This is a genomic window from Paenibacillus sinopodophylli (assembly GCF_005930355.1).
GTDB lineage: Bacteria > Bacillota > Bacilli > Paenibacillales > Paenibacillaceae > Pristimantibacillus > Pristimantibacillus sinopodophylli.
The window spans coordinates 1-19,302 of record NZ_VDBO01000017.1; the positions used below are offsets into that span (position 1 = coordinate 1).

At 47.6% G+C, this 19,302-nt stretch carries 19 protein-coding genes and 1 other RNA gene; 1 reads left to right on the forward strand and 19 read right to left on the reverse strand.

The window, feature by feature from the left end:
* Positions 1-311: 311 nt before the first annotated feature.
* From FGT79_RS27705 to rpoE, 14 genes are all read right to left on the reverse strand, one after another.
* Complete coding sequence (locus FGT79_RS27705; RefSeq protein ID WP_138756086.1) at positions 312-575, reverse strand: pro-sigmaK processing inhibitor BofA family protein; 264 nt, start codon at positions 573-575, stop codon at positions 312-314.
* Complete coding sequence (locus tag FGT79_RS27710) at positions 572-811, reverse strand: DUF2508 family protein (RefSeq protein WP_138756155.1); 240 nt, start codon at positions 809-811, stop codon at positions 572-574. Before FGT79_RS27710 ends, FGT79_RS27705 begins: the two co-directional genes overlap by 4 nt.
* A 172-nt stretch (positions 812-983) precedes the next feature.
* Positions 984-1,583: a recombination mediator RecR gene (recR, locus tag FGT79_RS27715; RefSeq protein ID WP_138756087.1), complete on the reverse strand. Its 600-nt coding sequence runs from the start codon at positions 1,581-1,583 to the stop codon at positions 984-986.
* Between the two features lie 41 nt (positions 1,584-1,624).
* Entirely contained in the window at positions 1,625-1,936 is a 312-nt protein-coding gene (locus tag FGT79_RS27720) for a YbaB/EbfC family nucleoid-associated protein (RefSeq protein WP_138756088.1), read from the reverse strand.
* A gap of 25 nt (positions 1,937-1,961) precedes the next feature.
* On the reverse strand, positions 1,962-3,755 hold the full coding sequence (dnaX, locus tag FGT79_RS27725) for a DNA polymerase III subunit gamma/tau (RefSeq protein WP_138756089.1): 1,794 nt from the start codon (positions 3,753-3,755) through the stop codon (positions 1,962-1,964).
* A gap of 416 nt (positions 3,756-4,171) precedes the next feature.
* Positions 4,172-4,440, reverse strand: an RNA gene (gene ffs / locus FGT79_RS27730) — signal recognition particle sRNA large type.
* A gap of 71 nt (positions 4,441-4,511) precedes the next feature.
* The gene (locus tag FGT79_RS27735) at positions 4,512-4,931 is read right to left on the reverse strand and encodes a hypothetical protein (protein WP_138756090.1); all 420 of its coding nucleotides are present in this window, start codon (positions 4,929-4,931) and stop codon (positions 4,512-4,514) included.
* 82 nt (positions 4,932-5,013) lie between these two features.
* Positions 5,014-5,211, reverse strand: coding sequence for a 50S ribosomal protein L31 (gene rpmE / locus FGT79_RS27740; RefSeq protein WP_053373265.1), 198 nt, complete (start codon positions 5,209-5,211; stop codon positions 5,014-5,016).
* 143 nt (positions 5,212-5,354) lie between these two features.
* Positions 5,355-6,608 carry a radical SAM family protein gene (locus FGT79_RS27745; RefSeq protein WP_138756091.1) on the reverse strand — a complete coding sequence of 418 codons (1,254 nt, stop codon included), beginning with the start codon at positions 6,606-6,608 and terminating at the stop codon, positions 5,355-5,357.
* Between the two features lie 21 nt (positions 6,609-6,629).
* Positions 6,630-7,964 (reverse strand): transcription termination factor Rho, encoded by a 1,335-nt coding sequence (rho, locus tag FGT79_RS27750; protein WP_138756092.1) that lies wholly within the window; start codon positions 7,962-7,964, stop codon positions 6,630-6,632.
* Positions 7,965-8,086: 122 nt separating this feature from the next.
* Positions 8,087-9,349, reverse strand: a complete 1,263-nt coding sequence (locus FGT79_RS27755; RefSeq protein ID WP_138756093.1) for a UDP-N-acetylglucosamine 1-carboxyvinyltransferase — start codon at positions 9,347-9,349, stop codon at positions 8,087-8,089.
* Between the two features lie 373 nt (positions 9,350-9,722).
* Complete coding sequence (locus FGT79_RS27760; protein WP_138756094.1) at positions 9,723-10,121, reverse strand: response regulator; 399 nt, start codon at positions 10,119-10,121, stop codon at positions 9,723-9,725.
* A 157-nt stretch (positions 10,122-10,278) separates the two neighbouring features.
* Positions 10,279-11,880 (reverse strand): CTP synthase, encoded by a 1,602-nt coding sequence (locus tag FGT79_RS27765; protein ID WP_138756095.1) that lies wholly within the window; start codon positions 11,878-11,880, stop codon positions 10,279-10,281.
* A 459-nt stretch (positions 11,881-12,339) separates the two neighbouring features.
* On the reverse strand, positions 12,340-12,912 hold the full coding sequence (gene rpoE / locus FGT79_RS27770) for a DNA-directed RNA polymerase subunit delta (RefSeq protein ID WP_138756096.1): 573 nt from the start codon (positions 12,910-12,912) through the stop codon (positions 12,340-12,342).
* 461 nt (positions 12,913-13,373) lie between these two features.
* Between rpoE and FGT79_RS27775 the strand changes: the two genes are divergently transcribed.
* Positions 13,374-14,510: a S8 family peptidase gene (locus FGT79_RS27775; RefSeq protein ID WP_246096661.1), complete on the forward strand. Its 1,137-nt coding sequence runs from the start codon at positions 13,374-13,376 to the stop codon at positions 14,508-14,510.
* A 28-nt stretch (positions 14,511-14,538) separates the two neighbouring features.
* On the opposite strand, the gene argS is transcribed toward FGT79_RS27775, so the two are convergent.
* From argS to speE, 5 genes are all read right to left on the reverse strand, one after another.
* Positions 14,539-16,218, reverse strand: coding sequence for an arginine--tRNA ligase (argS, locus tag FGT79_RS27780; RefSeq protein ID WP_138756097.1), 1,680 nt, complete (start codon positions 16,216-16,218; stop codon positions 14,539-14,541).
* Positions 16,215-16,688 (reverse strand): YwiB family protein, encoded by a 474-nt coding sequence (locus FGT79_RS27785; RefSeq protein WP_138756098.1) that lies wholly within the window; start codon positions 16,686-16,688, stop codon positions 16,215-16,217. Before FGT79_RS27785 ends, argS begins: the two co-directional genes overlap by 4 nt.
* 79 nt (positions 16,689-16,767) lie before the next feature.
* On the reverse strand, positions 16,768-17,277 hold the full coding sequence (locus FGT79_RS27790; RefSeq protein ID WP_138756099.1) for a DNA-deoxyinosine glycosylase: 510 nt from the start codon (positions 17,275-17,277) through the stop codon (positions 16,768-16,770).
* A gap of 164 nt (positions 17,278-17,441) precedes the next feature.
* Positions 17,442-18,311, reverse strand: a complete 870-nt coding sequence (speB, locus tag FGT79_RS27795) for an agmatinase (protein WP_076271583.1) — start codon at positions 18,309-18,311, stop codon at positions 17,442-17,444.
* A 37-nt stretch (positions 18,312-18,348) separates the two neighbouring features.
* Positions 18,349-19,176 (reverse strand): polyamine aminopropyltransferase, encoded by an 828-nt coding sequence (speE, locus tag FGT79_RS27800; RefSeq protein ID WP_138756100.1) that lies wholly within the window; start codon positions 19,174-19,176, stop codon positions 18,349-18,351.
* Between the last annotated feature and the right edge of the window lie 126 nt (positions 19,177-19,302).

The window sequence follows — 19,302 nt, forward strand, 5'->3', positions numbered from 1 at the left end:
TGAGCCAGGATCAAACTCTCCAAATTGGTGTTTGAAATGCTCATTACTTTTTTATCGCTTTTTCGCTTATCCCGAAGAATTTGCGAGGCAGTTATTACTCGTTGTTCAGTTTTCAAAGAGCAAGCTTTTCTTGCTTGTCGTCCGCGTGTCTCATTGGCGACTTTTATAATATATCACATGTGCCCGAGTTAATGCAAGTGTTTTTTTTATTTCTTTTTTAATGCTTGTTCACTTACTCTTGGGGCGAGAAATAATATAGCATGTAAACCACTTCCGAGTCAACCTTTTATGCAAACCTTTTTACAAACTCCTCATACGACAACCCACTGAAGCGCCGTGATCAAAGCAACACCAGGAACACCTAAAGCAATAACCGTACCAATAGTAAAGGGATTCAACGGAATATACATACCCGGCAACAATCCTGAATAGTTCAGAACGTACAACAATCCAGCCGCCAAAACAAGGTGCAGCGTAAAGCGCCTAACCATACCCCAGGACCACTTATTCTTCAATAATACAACAGCAAGTAGTAATGATGAAGCGATAAATACCGTTAACCAGACTGCTTTCATCTTCCTATCCCTCCCCAAGCCGGCCATTGCTCGCCCGCACGCTTTGCTGTACGAAGAAGCATCTCGTACCTTTTTTCAGCTGTAATGATGCAATGAATGGCATAATCAATCTGATCATTGCCAACGGCATAGTCAAAAAAGCGATTCGCGCTTTCCCATTCTCGGTGCGCCTCCGCTATTTCCAAACGAAGCTTTTCCTTATGTGCTGTATCTTTCTCAGACGAAGCATGTTGCATATTGACCAATCCGATCCCCTCCCATTTACTCAGCGTACTCGCAAGCCTTAACTATATGTATAGGCTTGGACTACGGAATAGAACGGGGAAAACACAGTTCTCACCATAACTTGGAACAACAAAAGCGACAGCCCGAATGATTATCGGTCTGCCGCTTGCGTAAACGATATGGCTAATTGATTTCTCTCCGACCTTCAAGCGCTTTAGATAGTGTAACCTCGTCGGCATATTCTAGATCTCCGCCAACTGGTAGCCCATGCGCAATACGCGTCACACGAATCCCAAATGGCTTAATAAGCCTGGATAAATACATAGCTGTCGCTTCGCCTTCAATATTCGGGTTAGTAGCTAATATAAGCTCCTGTACACGCTCATCGCTCAGCCTTCGCAACAGCTCTGCAATACGAATTTCATCCGGTCCAATTCCCTCCATAGGAGAGATTGCACCTTGTAAAACATGATATTGGCCTTGAAAATCTTTCATCCGCTCGATAGCCACTAAGTCCTTTGATTCTTGGACGACGCAAATGATCGATTGATCGCGAGACTTATCCTGGCATATCCTGCACGGATCTGTATCAGTAATGTTGCAGCAAACCGAGCAATAGAACAAGTTACGCTTAACGCTTACTAGCGCCTTCGCAAAATCAATGACGTCGTCTTCTTTCATTCGAAGCACATGGAAAGCCAGACGGGCGGCCGTTTTGGGCCCAATTCCTGGTAGTCGCGTAAAAGCATCAATTAACTTCGCTATCGGTTCGGGGTAATACAAAAGAGGGTACAGCTCCTTTCAAACGGAAGCAAGGCTGCTTCTTAGAACAATCCTGGAATCTTCATTCCACCTGTAAATTTACCCATATCCTTGTTTGCCAACTCATCTACTTTAGCAAGTGCATCGTTAACAGCTGTAAGAACGAGATCTTGAAGCATTTCTACATCTTCCGGATCTACTGCTTCAGGCTTGATCGTAATGTTGAGCAGCTTCTTATGGCCGTTCGCAGAAACGGTTACGACACCGCCGCCTGCCGTTCCTTCAACCGTTTTTGTTTCAAGCTCTTCCTGTGCTTTCATCATTTGATCCTGCATTTTTTTAACTTGCTTCATCATTTGGTTCATATTGTTCATTTCCATTCACCTCATCAATTAGTATTTAATCCTTATCCTTCACAACGACCAAATCTTCGCCAAAAAGCTTAACGGCTTCTTCCACCCACACTGGCCTGCTGGATGGTTGAGGAGTAAGAGGGGAACCAACAGACTCATGCTCAAGCTGAAGCGTCTCACTCTTCTGTGAAACCGCTCCTTGCGCCGCAGCCTGCCAGTCTTTCATCATGACCGTTACAATTCGGAACGATCCTCCCAGCACACCCTGCATAACCTTCTCAATAATATCACGGTTTGCAGGTTTTTCGGTCGTTTCTCGATGCATTGTATTTTTGAATGCAACGAGAATAGCATCATCCGCCGAGGCAACTGGCTCTCCGTCCTTCAACCAAGCATGAACGGTTATTTTGGCATCCTTCACGCCCTGCAGCACATCATTCCACTTCATACGGATTTGATTAAACTCAGGACTGCCTGCAGTTGCCAAATAAGGATCAAGCTTTACGGTTCGCGTTGCCCCTCCAGCAGCGCCGAATGAAGTACGAACTGCATTCGTACGCGCTGCTTGCTTGCTCGCCGCTTGATCTGCAGCCGATGACTGGCCACCGCCAGTCAATCCATTCTGCATTGCCTGCTCCAGTTTTCGCTCAAGCGCCTCCACCTGCTGCCGCAGTCGCCCAACTTCTGCACTTTGCGCACCATTAGAAGCGGTCGGTTCAGCAGTTGAAGCAGCCGCACCGGCAGCAGCTTGATCGTCACCGAGCGTGCATAGCTTCATGAGTGCAACCTCAAATAATGTTTGCGGTTGTGAAGCATGCTTCAGTTCGACCTGATAGCGATTAAGCGTATCAATCATAGCGAACAGCCTAGCCGGCGTGAAGGCTTCAGCCATCATTTTGAACCTCTGCGGATCAACAATACGTTCCGTTGCTGTGCCGCCTTGTGGAGCAAGCTTCATAACTAATAAATCACGGAAATAATAAATCAAGTTTTCGAGACATTTGTCCGCGCTTTTGCCTGCCTGCATCAAGCTCTCGACAAGGGGCATCACTGCAGACACATTGCGATCCTTGACAGCCTCAGCCAGCTGATAGAAATGATCAGCGGCCATGCCGCCTGTCACATCGACCGCAGCCTCAAGCGTGATACGGTTATCAGCGAAAGCAGAAACCTGCTCAAGCAAACTAATCGCATCACGCATACCGCCTTCGGATAGCCTTGCGATATAGGCAATGGCATCCTCATCAGCCTCAATGCCTTCCTCCCGGCAAATCTTGATCAAGTGCTCAGTTTGCTCTTCCAGTGAAACCTGTCTGAAATCAAAACGCTGGCAGCGTGAGATAATCGTGGCAGGCAGCTTATGCGGTTCGGTCGTCGCCAAGATAAAGATCACATGACCCGGCGGCTCCTCTAACGTCTTGAGCAAGGCATTGAACGCTTCAGCCGTGAGCATATGTACTTCATCTATAATATAAACCTTGAACCGCACTTCCGATGGCGCATAGCGCACCTTGTCACGGATATCCCGAATCTCGTCAATTCCACGGTTGGAAGCTGCATCAATCTCAATGACATCCATAATATGTCCCGCGGTAATCCCTATGCAAGCATCACATTCATTGCATGGCTCTGCAGCAGGGCCTCGTTCACAGTTAACCGCTTTCGCTAAAATTTTAGCAGCACTTGTTTTGCCTGTTCCCCTTGGTCCATTAAACAGATAAGCATGCGATACTCGTTGTTCACGAATAGAATTCTGCAGTGTTTGGATAATGTGCCGTTGTCCAACCATGTCCTGAAACGTCTGCGGACGCCAGGCACGGTATAAAGCGATATGTGACACGCAGACCTTTCCTTTCATGTTGCCTTTTATTGCAATAAATAATTGCTGCATCCCTATTATACAACAACTATGTAGCAATCAAAACTTTCTTTTAACCGCCAAAATCGTATGCTCAAGCAAAAACACCTTCGGCGTCCTTTAAGACGCTGAAGTAGCTTTGACGGTGAAATATAAGCCCTTTATAAGCAAACAAACTTATACATTCTTATATTTTAAGGTGACATGGCTGTCGCCGTCCTTTGGCGGCGCGGCGCGTTTCATTCTGTGAAATAAAATGAAAGGATCGCGATGTCATATCCTCTCCTATATTTAATAAACAAAAACACCTGCTTCCGCTAATTCCGACTAAAGCATCGAACAGCGTAACCAGGTGTTGCTTCTGTAATTAAAAAATATCATTGCGAAAATGTTTAGTACCGTGCACCTACTCCTGATATATGAGACCCAAGCGACATCCTTGCACTACAGCTCGAGTCAGGCACTCCCCCGGCACATGAACTAATTTGCTTATGGCTGCTTCCTTCCGGACCTGACCGGGTTCACAAACGTCCATTGCGGAGGACCCAACTGTCAACACTGCTCGCAAGTGCCAAGACCCTACATCAACATAACCTCAAGTAGGAATTCAACCTCGCTACAGCGGATTGCGAGTTACAGGGCACCGCTACCTCCCCATCTAGCACGGCAAAAATAAGTATAGCCGATTCGAGCACAAAGCGCAACTCGTACAATATTTTGATAATAATTTGCCTCTTATTATCTTTTGGCTTCCACATGAACGCTATATCGCGGCATATTATACTGAACGACGGATTGTGCCTTTGCTCGCAGCTGCTCGACTTGTCCATCGGACAGTGAATCATCTACATCCAAATTAACATGAAGAGCTGTTCCGTTGAAATAAATACGCGTTTTCTGTATACCGGCAATAGGCTCAAGTACCTGTTCAATCATATTGCCATCCGCATTATAGTTAAGATACTGAAGACGGTTAGGCAGGTTTGGATTGCTGTTGGAATAGCCCATATAACCGTCGTTACCATACGTTTTCGCCTGATCCTGCTTATTGCTTCCGCATGCTGAAAGCGCGATGGCGAGTGTCAATATACACAACCACGCGGAATACTTCTGGCAAAACGATCTTTGCATCCATGAAATGATTCGTTTCTTTCCCAATCAAAAAACCTCCTTCTAACCAATAGGATGGCTGAGGGAGGCTCTTGTATTCTGCCAAATAAAGGCGGAACGATTAAATGGATTAAATTCCGTATTTCTTCTTGAAACGATCGACGCGGCCGCCAGCATCCAGAAACTTTTGCTTACCCGTATAGAACGGGTGGCATTGGGAACAAACCTCTACGCGAAGGCTCGGTTTAATCGAACCAGTCTCGAAGGAATTTCCACAAGCGCAAGTTGCTGTAATGATGTGGTATGTCGGATGAATAGCTTGTTTCATCTCGTTCACCTCTTTCTGCCCTGAGTCGCATGCGGACCCAGAGTTAAATCACACATCTCGGATTATAGCATGAACTCTTTTGCAGTTGCAATGAATAATCGCTCATATGTTAATATTTGCTCAAATATCCGGAAATATGATGCTTACCTTCGCAATGCGGCCGGTGGAACATGCGTATACGATCCGATCACGACATCCGGCAGCTCCTCGCGGAAAATCTCAAGCATTTGCTTCATGCCGTAGATTTCCCCCTGCGCCTTAGGAATAATGGCCAAGTAGCTCTCAGGATCGATATTCAGATTCCGCATCTGAATAAGCTTAAGGCCCGTTCTCTTCACGAATCCAATCATCGCTTCAATCTCTTCCTCTCGGTCGGTAACACCAGGGAATATCAAATAATTGATAGAGGTGTATACCCCGTTATCGGATGCATACTTCAATGATTTCTCCACGTTCTGGAGCGTGTAGCCGCGGGGCTTGTAATAGGCGTTATAATGGTCGTCGAGCGCACTTATCGTACTTACCCGCATGAGGTTAAGTCCTGCATCAACGATGGCCCGCATATAATCCGTCAAACCTGCATTGGTATTAATATTAATATAGCCCATTGCGTTCTGGCTGCGCACACGCTTCATCGCCTCAACGATTATTCTTGCTTGCGTCGAAGGTTCACCTTCGCAGCCTTGTCCGAAGCTGATAATGGATTCCGGTTCGCGCAGATGCTCGAGCATAATCTCGACAACCTCATCAACGGTCGGTTTAAAGTTCATGCGCGTCTGCGGTGCGACAAAACCGCTATCGTCAGGTTGCTCCGAGATACAGCCGAAGCATCCGGCGTTACAAGAATAAGAAACCGGAACAGCACCCTCCCATCTCCCAAGAAACGTATTGGAAGAGGTTAAGCATTCATAGCCCAAAGCACAATTAGACAAGTGCTTGTACAGTCGGTTTTCGGGATATTTGGCAAGTATGCGCTCGACTTGAACGCCTAATTCACCGCGGTCGCAGTTGAGCGGATCCCATCTCTCTGGATCATCACACTGCTCCGCCGTAACATAGAAACCGCCATCTTTCCACACTACAGCTGTGTAGCCAAACAAAGGCAGCTTCTCGTTCTTATCCGCCTTTACATAACCCGGCAAGCATAACCGCGTAAAGCCTTGGGGCAGCAATGCGCCTACGGCTTGCGCGTTGCCAGGCAGCATCTGCATCTCACCCGAGTCTGGATTAAGCCCAATCGGCCTAGTGAAGGGCAGGCTCACCAATGTAGCGCCATTAGGGAGAGGGATCAATTCCTCCTCCATAATTTCTACAATCATATCACCGCTTCTTCCAAGTGCTATAAAATCAGGATGGTCAAATACATTGCCATTCTCATCCGCATATACGAGATTCATGTTGTTCTCCCCTCTGCGGCCTTAAGATCCGTGCGTTGTTCTAGGCGTTGGCCGCCTGTTGGTCGTTGACGAGCTGCTTTTGATACCAGAACGCTCTGGTTTCGTTTCTACCGTTGTATCTAAAGACATGAGAAACTGTTCGTTATTCTCGCTGTCCTTCAATTTTTTCAAGAAATTATCAACATAGTCCGGCGTATCTGTCATGCCTCTGCGGATGGCCCAAACCTTCTCAAGCTCTTCCTTCGTAAGCAGCATCTCTTCGCGCCTTGTACCTGATCTACGCAAATCGAGCGCCGGGAAAATACGACGTTCAGATAGCTTGCGGTCGAGATGAAGCTCCATGTTGCCCGTACCTTTAAATTCTTCATAAATGATATCATCCATACGCGAACCCGTTTCAATCAGCGCAGTTGCCAGAATCGTCAAGCTGCCGCCTTCCTCGACGTTACGTGCAGAACCAAAAAACCGTTTCGGACGATGAAACGCTGCAGGGTCAATACCTCCGCTAAGCGTACGACCGGATGGCGGAATAACTAAGTTGTAGGCTCTTGCAAGACGGGTGATGCTGTCCATCAAGATCACGACGTCTTTCTTGTGCTCCACAAGACGAAGCGCCCGTTCAAGCACAAGCTCTGCTACTTTAATATGATTTTCCGGCAGCTCATCAAAGGTTGATGCAATAACCTCACCCTTTACAGAACGCTGCATGTCCGTTACTTCTTCGGGACGCTCATCAATCAGCAGGACAAACAATTTAATATCAGGACGGTTTTCTGAAATGCTGTGAGCAATTTCTTTGAGCAGCAATGTCTTACCTGTCTTAGGCGGAGCAACAATTAATCCACGTTGTCCAAGCCCTACAGGAGCAAGTAAGTCCATCATGCGTGTGGATAGCTTAGACGATGTCGTCTCCAGAACCAGTTTCTTCTCTGGATAAAGAGGAGTAAGCGCAGGGAAATGCAGCCGTTCTGATGCCGTCTCTGGATTCTCGCCATTCACCGCATTCACCTGAAGCAGACCGAAGTAACGTTCATTTTCTTTGGGTGGACGGCATTTGCCTGATACAAGGTCGCCGCTTCTCAAATCAAATCTACGAATCTGCGATGCAGATATGTAGATGTCTTCCTTGCTTGGCAAGTAGTTAATCGGCCGTAGAAATCCGAAGCCCTCTGGCAAAATATCAAGTACGCCCTCCATAAACATAAGGCCGCTCTTCTCCGCTTGGGCACGCAATATAGCAAATATTAATTCTTTTTTCTTTAGCGTTCCATAATAGGGAACCTGAAACTGCTTCGCTAATTTGTATAAATCAGTTAACTTCATCTCTTCTAGATCCGCGATCTGAAGGTCTGTCATGTTCTCACCACTTTATTCAATTTTCATTATGATTTCGTTTTCTAGTAAAATCACAGGATTGATTAATCATCATTGCCGAATTAAACGCCGTCTATTCCACGGCGTCCGCTGCTTCCTCTTCATTAGGATACGGCTTCTGTCTCACGCCACACCTCAGCACCTAATCGGCATAGATTCTCTACTAGATTATCATAACCTCGGTCAATATATTCAACGCCAGTAATTTCAGTAACGCCTTCTTCTACCGTCAATGCTGCTACAACCAATGCTGCACCTGCGCGCAAATCAGCAGCCTTCACTTTGGCTGCATTCAGCTTGCCGCCTTCAATGACAGCTGAGCGGCCTTCAACTCGAATGTTAGCGCCCATGCGCGAGAGCTCAGGCACATGCTTGAACCTTGTACCGTACACGTAGTCCGTTAGAATACTGACTCCATTTGCTTGCGTCAGCAGGGTTGTCATTGGAGATTGAAGGTCTGTAGGAAAGCCTGGATAGACCAGTGCTTTCACATCTATCGATGAATAGTTCGGTCCGCCGATGATGCGAATAGACTCATCCATCTCAATCACTTGAACGCCCATTTCTTCAAGCTTAGCGGTCATTGCCTCTAAGTGCTTCGGAATAACATTATCAATAAGAACATCGCCGCGAGTTGCTGCAGCAGCAATCATATACGTACCAGCTTGGATTCGGTCAGGAATAATGGAATGGCGGCAGCCATGAAGCCGATCGACCCCTTCAATTCGGATCGTCTCAGTTCCTGCGCCTTTGATTTTTGCGCCCATGGCATTGAGGAGAGTGGCTACATCTATAATTTCAGGCTCTTTTGCCGCGTTTTCGATAATCGTTAAACCTTTGGCTCTAGAAGCGGCAAGCATAATATTAATCGTGGCGCCCACACTGGATACATCGAGATAAATTTTTGCGCCGCGCAGCTCTTTCGCTGAGATCCGAATAGAACCATGATCATTCGTAACCGTTGCACCCAGCGCTTCAAAGCCTTTGATGTGCTGATCAATCGGTCTTGGCTCAAAGTTGCAGCCACCTGGCATTCCAATCGTTGCTTCTCCGAACCGTCCAAGCATAGCGCCCATCAAGTAATAAGAAGCGCGAAGCAATTTAACTTTCCCATTAGGCATAGCTTTCGATACCAGCTGCGAAGGATCTATGCGCATCATATCCCCGTCACGTTTCACAACAGCGCCAAGCTCCTGCAATATTTCGCCGTAAACGGCTACATCACTTATAATAGGCAAATTGTCGAGCACGACTTTTGATTCTGCCAATATTGCTGCAGGCACTAGCGCAACCGCGCTGTTCTTTGCCCCGCTAATCTGAACAGTCCCGCGAAGCGGCCGTCCGCCTCGTATCATTAATTTCTCCATCTAATTATAGTTCCTCCCGTAGATTGGAAGAGAATAAAGGAAGAACCGCCAAAGCAAGCGAGTGTTATACCACTTGCCCATTTGAGGCGGTTTTATTCCTTTGTTCCTGTTATTGCGCTTGCATGCAGTCTACACACAAGCAAAAAGCTTCTAGGGTAATGAATCTGTCGCGTCGCGACCCGGTCGTGCATCTATGCTTCGTGCAAGTATTTAACATTGCCATTGCCATGAATTAAATCAAGGATACTCGTTTCATTCTGAGCCATTATACCATAATGGCTCTTGAAATAGTAACGCTTGTTTCCAAAGCCCAAGGAAATGAAAAAACGACACCGCCTCTAAGCAAGCGACGATGCCGTTTTTATTGTCTAAATTAAGAACCTATTGCAAAGCGGTTTGTAGAGTTTCCTCCGCGTAGCTGCATATTAACCGCAATTCGCATCTCGTCGATGTCGAAGGGCTTTGTAAAATGCATTAATGCGCCGAGATCTGTCGCTTCTTTAATCATATCAAGTTCGCCGTATGCGGTCATCATGATGACTTTAATGTTACGATCGATCGTTTTCACATGCTTCAAAATTTCCAAACCGTCCATGCCTGGAATTTTCATATCCAGCAATACAAGATCGGGAGCGTCGTTCTTCACGATTTCCAAAGCCAGCTTGCCATTAGACGCTTGGAACGTATTATAGCCCTCGCTGCTGAAAACTTCCATTAGCAATACGCGAATACCGTTCTGATCATCAACGATCAATACTTTCTTCTTATCCAACTCCAAATCCCCCCGCGAATGAGCTTAGCTACAAAAATGGCCAACTCTTCCATAATCGTTAATATATTCGCTAAAGTGGGTATATAATCCTTCTCGTGATGAGAAAAACTTATCAGGAGTTGTTAAAGAATATATCATAAATAAAAGAGACGATTCATTACTCTGAATAACTGAGTGCAGCTTGTACAAATCCGCGGAATAATGGCTGCGGACGATTCGGTCTGGATGTGAATTCCGGATGGAATTGAACAGCCAAGAACCAAGGATGATCCGCCATCTCAACCATTTCAACAAGACGACCGTCAGGTGATGTACCAGAAATCGTCAAGCCTGCTTTCTCAATCGTTTCGCGGTATTCGTTATTGAACTCATACCGGTGACGGTGGCGCTCATAGACGAGCTCATCGCCATACTCGCGTGCAGCAAGCGTGTCCGCTTTCAGCTTGCACGGGTATAGACCCAGACGCATCGTGCCGCCCATATCTTCAATGTCCTTCTGATCCGGAAGCAAGTCAATAACCGGATAAGGAGTGGACGAGTTAATTTCGGAGCTATTCGCATTCGCTAGTCCAGCGACGTTGCGAGCATATTCAATAACTGCCACTTGCATGCCTAAGCAAATACCGAAGAACGGAATTTGTTTCTCGCGCGCATACTTGATTGCTGTAATCTTGCCTTCGATTCCGCGATCGCCGAAGCCGCCTGGCACAAGGATACCGTGAACGCCTTGCAATTGTTCATGAACATTCTCTTCTGTCAGCTCATCGGCATGCAGCCAGCGAATTTTCACTTCTGAATCTGATGCAATACCTGCATGCTCCAGAGATTCTACGATACTTAGATATGCATCATGCAGCGCAACGTATTTGCCTACAATGGCGATTTCCGTTTTCTTGTGCAGCGATTTCACACGCTTAACAAGCTCTTCCCATTCACGCATATCTGGCGGATCTGCTTTTAGCTTCAGATGATTAACAACGATTTCGTCGAGACCTTCTTCACGAAGCATTAATGGAACCTCGTACAACGTTGAGGCATCACGGCATTCCACAACAGCATTGGCATCAATATCGCAGAACAAGCCGATCTTGCGCTTCAAATCATCAGCAAGCGGATGTTCCGTACGACAAACGATCACGTTAGGCTGAATGCCGATACTGCGCAATTCCTTAACGCTGTGTTGAGTAGGCTTTGTTTTCACTTCGCCTGCAGCTTTAATATAAGGAATAAGCGTAACGTGAATATACATCACGTTGTCGCGGCCGATATCACTCTTGATTTGACGGATCGCTTCTAGGAATGGCAAACTCTCGATATCGCCTACCGTACCGCCAATCTCCGTAATAACAACGTCAGAGCCTGCTTCTTTACCTGCGCGGAATACACGATCTTTAATTTCATTCGTAATATGCGGAATAACCTGAACTGTTCCACCCAAATAGTCGCCGCGGCGTTCTTTGGTAATGACATTGGAATAGATTTTGCCGGATGTTACGTTATTGTTCTTCGATAGATTAATGTCGATAAAACGCTCGTAGTGGCCTAGATCCAAATCCGTTTCTGCACCATCATCGGTAACGAATACTTCTCCATGCTGGTATGGACTCATCGTTCCCGGGTCCACGTTGATGTATGGATCGAATTTCTGAATCGTTACTTTAAGACCCCTGTTCTTAAGCAATCTTCCGAGAGAAGCTGCTGTAATCCCTTTGCCCAAGGACGACACGACGCCGCCGGTTACAAATATATATTTGGTCACTGTGATGATACCCTCCAAGCTCCTATGGTTAATGTTTAGGTTTGCCCATTTACTCGATAAACATGGATGCGGATATGCTCCGATCGTCCATCCAGTTTGTGGGAATGTTTCCTACAGACCCATCCCTCACAAACAAAAAAAGTGACACCCGTAGCAACGGGGCACTTTTCCATTTTGGCATATATAGAAATATAAGGAGCATCCGTAGTGCATGCTGCTGCGCTTATATTTCGCCGCGTTACACGCTGGCTGCCTCGAATATGACGGCATCAGTCGTTCACGCTTGTATGCATTATTTGTTAACCGAATCTTTAGCCCATGAGATAGTTTACTCTGCGCTTGCAGCACCTGTCAAGCTAAACCGACAGGATGCTTCAACCGCCGCTGTTAATTGCTGCCAGCAGTAATCCTATGAGCTGGAATAAAGAGCGCAAGCCTGCCGTTCAAGACACTTGCAGCTTACTTATCGTCGCTCTCATCTTCTTCGAAATCTTCATCATCTGAATCATCGTCATCCGCTTCCAGTTCGCCGTCGACTTCTTCCTCGTCGAGCTCCTCGTCATCGATGCCGACTTCCTCATCCACTTCTTCTTCCGCTTCTGCTTCTTCGAAGTCCTCGCGGTCCTCGTCGAATACATCGTAGTCCTCTTCCGCTTCCGCGTAAGTATCCTCTTCCTCATCCGCGAACACGTCATCGTCCTCCAGATCATCATCATCATTAATGATACGAGTACGCTTCGCATTGCCTACAGGATCCTCGGAGCGCTCAACTGGATACCAGCGCTTTAATCCCCACATATTGCTGCCAACGCAAGCGAATCGACCATCAATATTGATCTCCGTATACACTTGTGCGATGAACTGATTGACGCCTTCCGCGTTAAGACCGCGTATTTTAGCGATCTCCATCATTAGATCGCGATAGTAGTAAGGCGTATTAGCCGCTTTCAGCACTTCAAAGGCCAAATCGACCATAGGCATTTCCTTCATACGTTCAGGATCCAGCTTTAACGTAAAATTGCTGCTGCTCATATGGACACATCCTCTCTTGCCAATCAAATTATGTACGCGTTCATTCCATTAGAAATGCAAGAACCATGTACGTTTTCCTCATATACAGCGCTCACACTTCATTGCAGGGCGAGTGGCTGCTGCCATAGGATGGCATCCGTCGATTACGCTAGTCAAAGTATAGTAAAACCTATTTCCTCCAAAAAAGCAAGCGGCCTCTGCCAGGCCTGCACAGCTTGGACTTAAATGCAAAAAGCGAAAGGATAATCCTTCCGCTTTGACTGTATCCGACCGGCCATGACACGAGGCAACGCACCTTGGTCGTAAGAGTCCCTGAGAACTCTTTGTTCATCGTATGTCCGCGGGCGGATTTTGACACGGTTTGCTGCCTAATTATGCGAAAAAAGGCAAGTTGCTCATGCGATAACGAACGCTCGGTCATACAATAGTTCAGCATGGTCCATCGGGAGGGGAAGCCAAGTTTGGACACCGTCGCTTTTATCCGCTTGTTGCAGGATACGATGGCTTGCACGGACAGAACGACTGCGAAACGAATCATCCGTTTCCAGCGTGCGAGCGACTACCGATACTTCCTACAGCAGCTGTCACAGATCACTTCATCGTCATCGCCACAGAAGAGCATCAGACAAATGCCCAGCATTCGCGGAATAGCTTGCCGATTGCACCCCGAGGAGACGCTTGAGCGATTCTCTGGCCGGGTTTGGATCGAAAAAGACTGCAAAATCAGTGTTCATTCCTCTTCACAAAAATCGATTGTCGTAGATAAAGGTGTGCCTTGGGGCGTTAACCAAATCAAAGCACCGCTTGCCTGGGGAACAACAACTGGCCATCGCATTAAGATTGGCGTGATCGATACGGGGGCTGATTTCAGCCATCCCGATCTTCGTCATTCGCTCTCTAGGGGCATTAACCTATTGAACCGCAGCATGCTCCCGCATGATGATAATGGCCATGGCACGCATATCGCTGGCACGATAGCGGCAGCTAACCAGCTTCAGGGCATGATTGGCGTCGCGCCTCGTGCATTAATTTCTCCCGTAAAAGCCTTCGACCATAATGGGAGCGCCTTCGTATCCGACATCATACTCGGTATCGAATGGTGCATCCGCAATCGCGTGGACGTCATTAACATGAGTTTCGGCATGAAAACGAGAAGCAAGGCACTGCTCGGCGCTGTCATCAACGCTCATAATGCAGGCATTATTATTGTCGCTTCCTCTGGTAATGATGGAAAGCGCCGTTTTGTCGACTATCCCGCACGCTATCCGCAGACGATCGCGGTAGGCGCAACCAACAAGCTCCGCCGCGTCGCTCCCTTCAGCAATAGAGGTGCGTACATTGATGTCTATGCGCCCGGCGACAAAATCGTTTCCGCGTGGCTGCGCGGCAAATATAACGAAATGAGCGGAACCTCGATGGCTACCTCGCATGTTAGCGGAGCGATCGCGCTGCTTCTCGCGCATAAACCTGGACTTACGCCAACCGAGATTAAGGGTATTATTAAACGCTCTGTACAGCCTTTAAGGGGCAGCAAAGCCCGCCGAACAATCGGCGAGCTCGATGTGATGCGTATGATGCAAGCCGTGGAGAAAGCATAAGTCCACGGCTTGTTTCATGAGCGGTATCCTACATTCGCTCGGGCGCAGATACACCAACTAGGCGCAGCACGTTCACAAGCGAGATGCGAACAGCAGCCAGCAAGGCAAGACGGGCATGAGACTGCTCGAGATCCTCTGTGATCACCCGCTCCGCTCTATAGTAGCTGTGGAGCTGGGAAGCGAGCTCATATACGTAGCGGATAAGACGGTGCGGTGCATATTGTGCGGCAGCTTCCGTGATTTCCTGCGGTAACTCGCCAATTTTGCGCAGCAGGTCGAACTCGCCTTCTGCTGTCAGCTTGCTGAAATCAATGTCTGACGCCGATTTCAGCATTATGCCCTGTTCTTCTGCCTGTCTGAATATGCTGCAAATACGTGCATGGGCATACTGTACATAGAAGACCGGATTCTCGTTAGAGGTAGAGATGGCAAGATCCATATCGAAATCAAGATGCGAATCCATGCTCCGCATGGAGAAGAAGTAACGGATTGCATCGATGCCTACTTCGTCCATCAGATCCTGCATCGTAACAGCCTTCCCCGTACGCTTCGACATCTTCATTTTCTCGCCGTTTTGGAACAAGCTAACCATCTGTGCGATCAGAACGGTCAATTTCTTAGGATCGTTGCCGAGCGCCTCCATCGCCGCCTTGACGCGCGGAATGTAGCCATGATGATCAGCGCCCCAAATATTAATCATTTGATCGAAGCCGCGTCCGTATTTGTCACGATGATACGCAATATCCGGTGTCAAATAAGTGTACGAGCCGTCATTTTTCACTAGTACGCGGTTTTTGTCGTCGCCAAAGTCCATTGTGGAGAGCCAAGTCGCTCCTTCTTCCTCATAGACATGCCCCGTCGCTTTCAGTGCTTCAAGGCCCTGCTCTACCTGTCCGCTCTCATAGAGTGCGGTTTCACTGTACCATACGTCGAAGCCAACACGGAATCTGCCCAGATCGCGCTTGATCTTGTCGAGTTCCCGCTCCAAACCGAATGCACGGAAGAACGTAAACCGTTCCTGATCAGGAAGTGCAAGCAGCTTATCTCCTTCTTGCTCTACAAGCAGCTTAGCGAATCCGATAATATCCTCGCCATAATAACCGTCTTCCGGCATTTCAGCTGTTTGTCCGAGCGCTTGACGGTAACGGGCTTCAATTGAAACAGCCAGATTCTCTACCTGCTTACCCGCATCGTTGATATAGTATTCACGTGTAACCTCATAACCCGCGTAATCCAGTACATTACACAAAGCATCGCCGACGGCTGCTCCGCGCGCGTGCCCAAGATGCAGACTGCCAGTAGGGTTTGCGCTTACGAACTCCACCTGTACACGTTTGCCATTGCCGTCCAGCGTCCGACCATAGTTCTCGCCAGCTTCAAGCGCGGCTGCAACTACGGGGTAAAGGTAGCTGTTATCCATTCGGAAGTTAATAAAGCCGGGACCTGCAATCTCAGCCGATTGAATCGAAGCTTTCTTGGTATCCAAATTCGCAATGATCGCTTCTGCGATTTGACGAGGATTTTTCTTCGCAAGCTTAGTTAGCTGCATAGCTGCATTTGTAGCCAAATCGCCGTGTGATTTGTCCTTAGGCACTTCTATAACGAAAGCGGGAAGCTCTTCCCGTGCCGCAAGACCTGCCGCTACTGCAGCATCTGCGATAGCTGCCTTAACCTGCTCGTACATGTTTTCCAATACATTTGCACTCATTCGCTTGTTTCCTCCTGTATATGGAGCCTGATATGAAAACGGCCCGAAGTTTGTTCACCAACATGAAGCTCATATTTCCACTCTAGTGTAAAAGGCAGCTCTGTAGGCAATACGGCAGCCTCTTCACTACCACCCTTACCATCCGGTACTTGCATGGAAAGCATTTCCGTGTCCGTTTCAAGCTCAAACGAAGTCATGCTAGAGTGATAGCGTCCTGTCCGCCGAAGCCCCTGCACGAACAGCTGCTCCGATTCGATAACGCCGCGCCTCACGATGGACAGCTCGTCTAGCCTGTATTTCAGCAGCGTACGCACCTCTCCGGCATCCGGTTCATTCAAGGCAGCGGGCTCGCTGTAACGGATAAATATTGATTTCTCCTTACGGAACCACTCGCCCCTATAAGTGTGAAGGTGCGAGCTTCCATCCTGCACGCTCTCCAATGTCATTCGCACTTTCCTGCTATCGCTCATTATCTTACTCCTGTTATCAGTCTAATCTTATGTAACTACTATATACAGGAAGTTCTTTAATTTCAACGCTAGAGCATCGTTAAGTTGTGGCATAGGGCACAATAATGTTCCATGCGCTTACGCGATCCTCAAGCGTTCTCATGCGCGGAGTCGGAATCGGGCTTGAAGAAGGAAGTTTGATGAGAGCAATGTCCTTGAAGCTTTCATGACCACGGTAAAAGGTATGAAAAGTATCGTAAGCTTTGCTCCCATTAAAAGCGAAGCAACAGAGTGACGGATACTTCGCAACTAGCTCAGGCAGCTTCTGCGGAATGATGTTCTTAATATTCACATCAAGGCTGCCTTCCCGCTCACAGGATTCGATCACATCCCATAGTGCCAAGCGGTGCTCCTTCAAAAAGGCAAGCCGATGCTCATACACAGGGTCCATGTCAGACTCGTTAAACAACCGATAGAGGATCTTCCACATGAAGTTTTGAGGGTGGCCGTAAAACTGCTGATGCTCAAGCGACTTCACGCTCGGCGCCGTCCCTAAGATGAGCACGCGTGCGTGCTCATCTATTACTGGCGGAAATGAATAAATGCGCATACGATTATCTCCTTCGCTGGCTTCTGATGCAGATCATTATCCTTTAATATTAGCCTAATCCGCATTTCTGCATCCGCCTTACTCGGTCCTTTATTTCGAAAAAGGCTTCGCCTCTAGCGGAATATTTCCCGCAAGGGACGAAGCCTTTTTGGTGTGACCCGTGACTATTTGAGAAATCCGAGCAGCATCTCACGAATGACTTTAGCTGCTACGATCTGTGTTTGCTCTGTTGGATCATATGCTGGCGCTACCTCTACGAGGTCGAAGCCTACAATGTTCACACCGGAACGAGCGATTGCATGAACCGATTCAATCAGTTCTTTCGATGTAATGCCGCCCGCTTCTGCTGTACCTGTGCCAGGCGCTGCAGAAGGATCAAGCACATCAATATCGATCGTCAGATAAACAGGACGGCCTTCAAGCTCCGGAAGCACCTTCTTCAGCGGCTCCAGTACCTCAAACGGGTGGAAGTTAATGTTCTCACGCGCATATTGCCATTCTTCGCGGGAGCCTGAACGAATACCGAACTGGTAGATGTTTTGGCCACCCATTAGGCCAGCTGCTTTTCGAAGCGGCGTAGAGTGCGACAATGGCTCACCTTCGTATGATTCACGCAAATCCGCGTGAGCGTCGAAGTGGATGATCGCCAGATCAGGATATTTCTTGTACACCTCTTGGAAGATCGGCCATGAAACGAGATGCTCGCCGCCAAGTCCAACAGGGATTTTACCATCGTCCAGCACGCCCCGTACGAATTCACCAATAATTTCGAGGCTGCGCGCAGCGTTTCCGAAAGGAAGCAACAGGTCGCCAGCGTCGAAATATTCGATATCCTCAAGGCTGCGGTCTAGGTAAGGACTGTACTCTTCAAGTCCGATTGATACTTCGCGGATGCGTGGAGGGCCGAAACGCGACCCTGGACGGAAGCTGACTGTGAAATCCATCGGCATGCCGTAGATGACCGCTTTGGATGCTTCATAGTTATCCGAGCTCAGAATGAAGACATTGCCGGAATATTTTTGATCCAATTTCATGAGGGCTTGTCCTCTCCTTCTATAACGTAGCCGCTAATTACTTAATGAGATCTTCAACAAACTTAGGCAGCACGAATGCTGCTTTGTGAAGGCGCGACGTGTAGTATTTCGTATCAATTTCAGGAATCGCTGTCTCGTCAACAGCTGTCGGATCGTATTTCTTGCTGCCCATTGTGAACGTCCATAGGCCGCTTGGGTATGTTGGAATGTTGGCGCCATATACACGAACGATCGGGAATACTTCCTTCACGTCTTTGTTCACGCTTTGGATCAGATCAGCCTTGAACCAAGGGTTATCCGTCTGTGCAACGAAAATACCGTCTTCCTTCAGGGACTCGTAAATACCTTGGTAGAAGCCTTTCGTAAACAGGTTGGCAGCAGGACCTACCGGCTCTGTGGAGTCAACCATGATGACGTCATACGTATTTTTATGGTCATGAATATGCATAAATCCGTCGTTCACAAGCACTTCAACACGCGGGTTGTCGAGCTCGCCAGCGATGGATGGCAAGTATTTTTTGGAGTACTCGATTACTTTACCGTCGATGTCGACTAGAACAGCCTTCTTCACCTTCGGATGCTTCATTACTTCACGAATGACGCCGCCGTCGCCGCCGCCTACTACAAGCACGTTCTCAGGGTTCGGATGCGTGAAAAGAACAGGATGCGCAACCATCTCGTGGTATACGAACTCATCCTTAACTGTAGTCATAACCATGCCGTCAAGCACGAGCATTGTTCCAAACTCTTCTGTTTCGATCATATCAAGCTGTTGAAAATCCGTTTGTTCATTTACATAAGTTTTCGTAATCTTCGCCGTAATGCCGAAGCTTTCCGTTTGTTTTTCCGTATACCACAATTCCATGTCGTAAAATCCCTTCTTTCCTTCAATCGTTCAAACTGTATTATATGCAAATTTCCCAATCACTACAAGTACTCTATGACATACGTTTTATTAAGGTTTTTCAAACCTCTCATTCTTTGCAGCCTC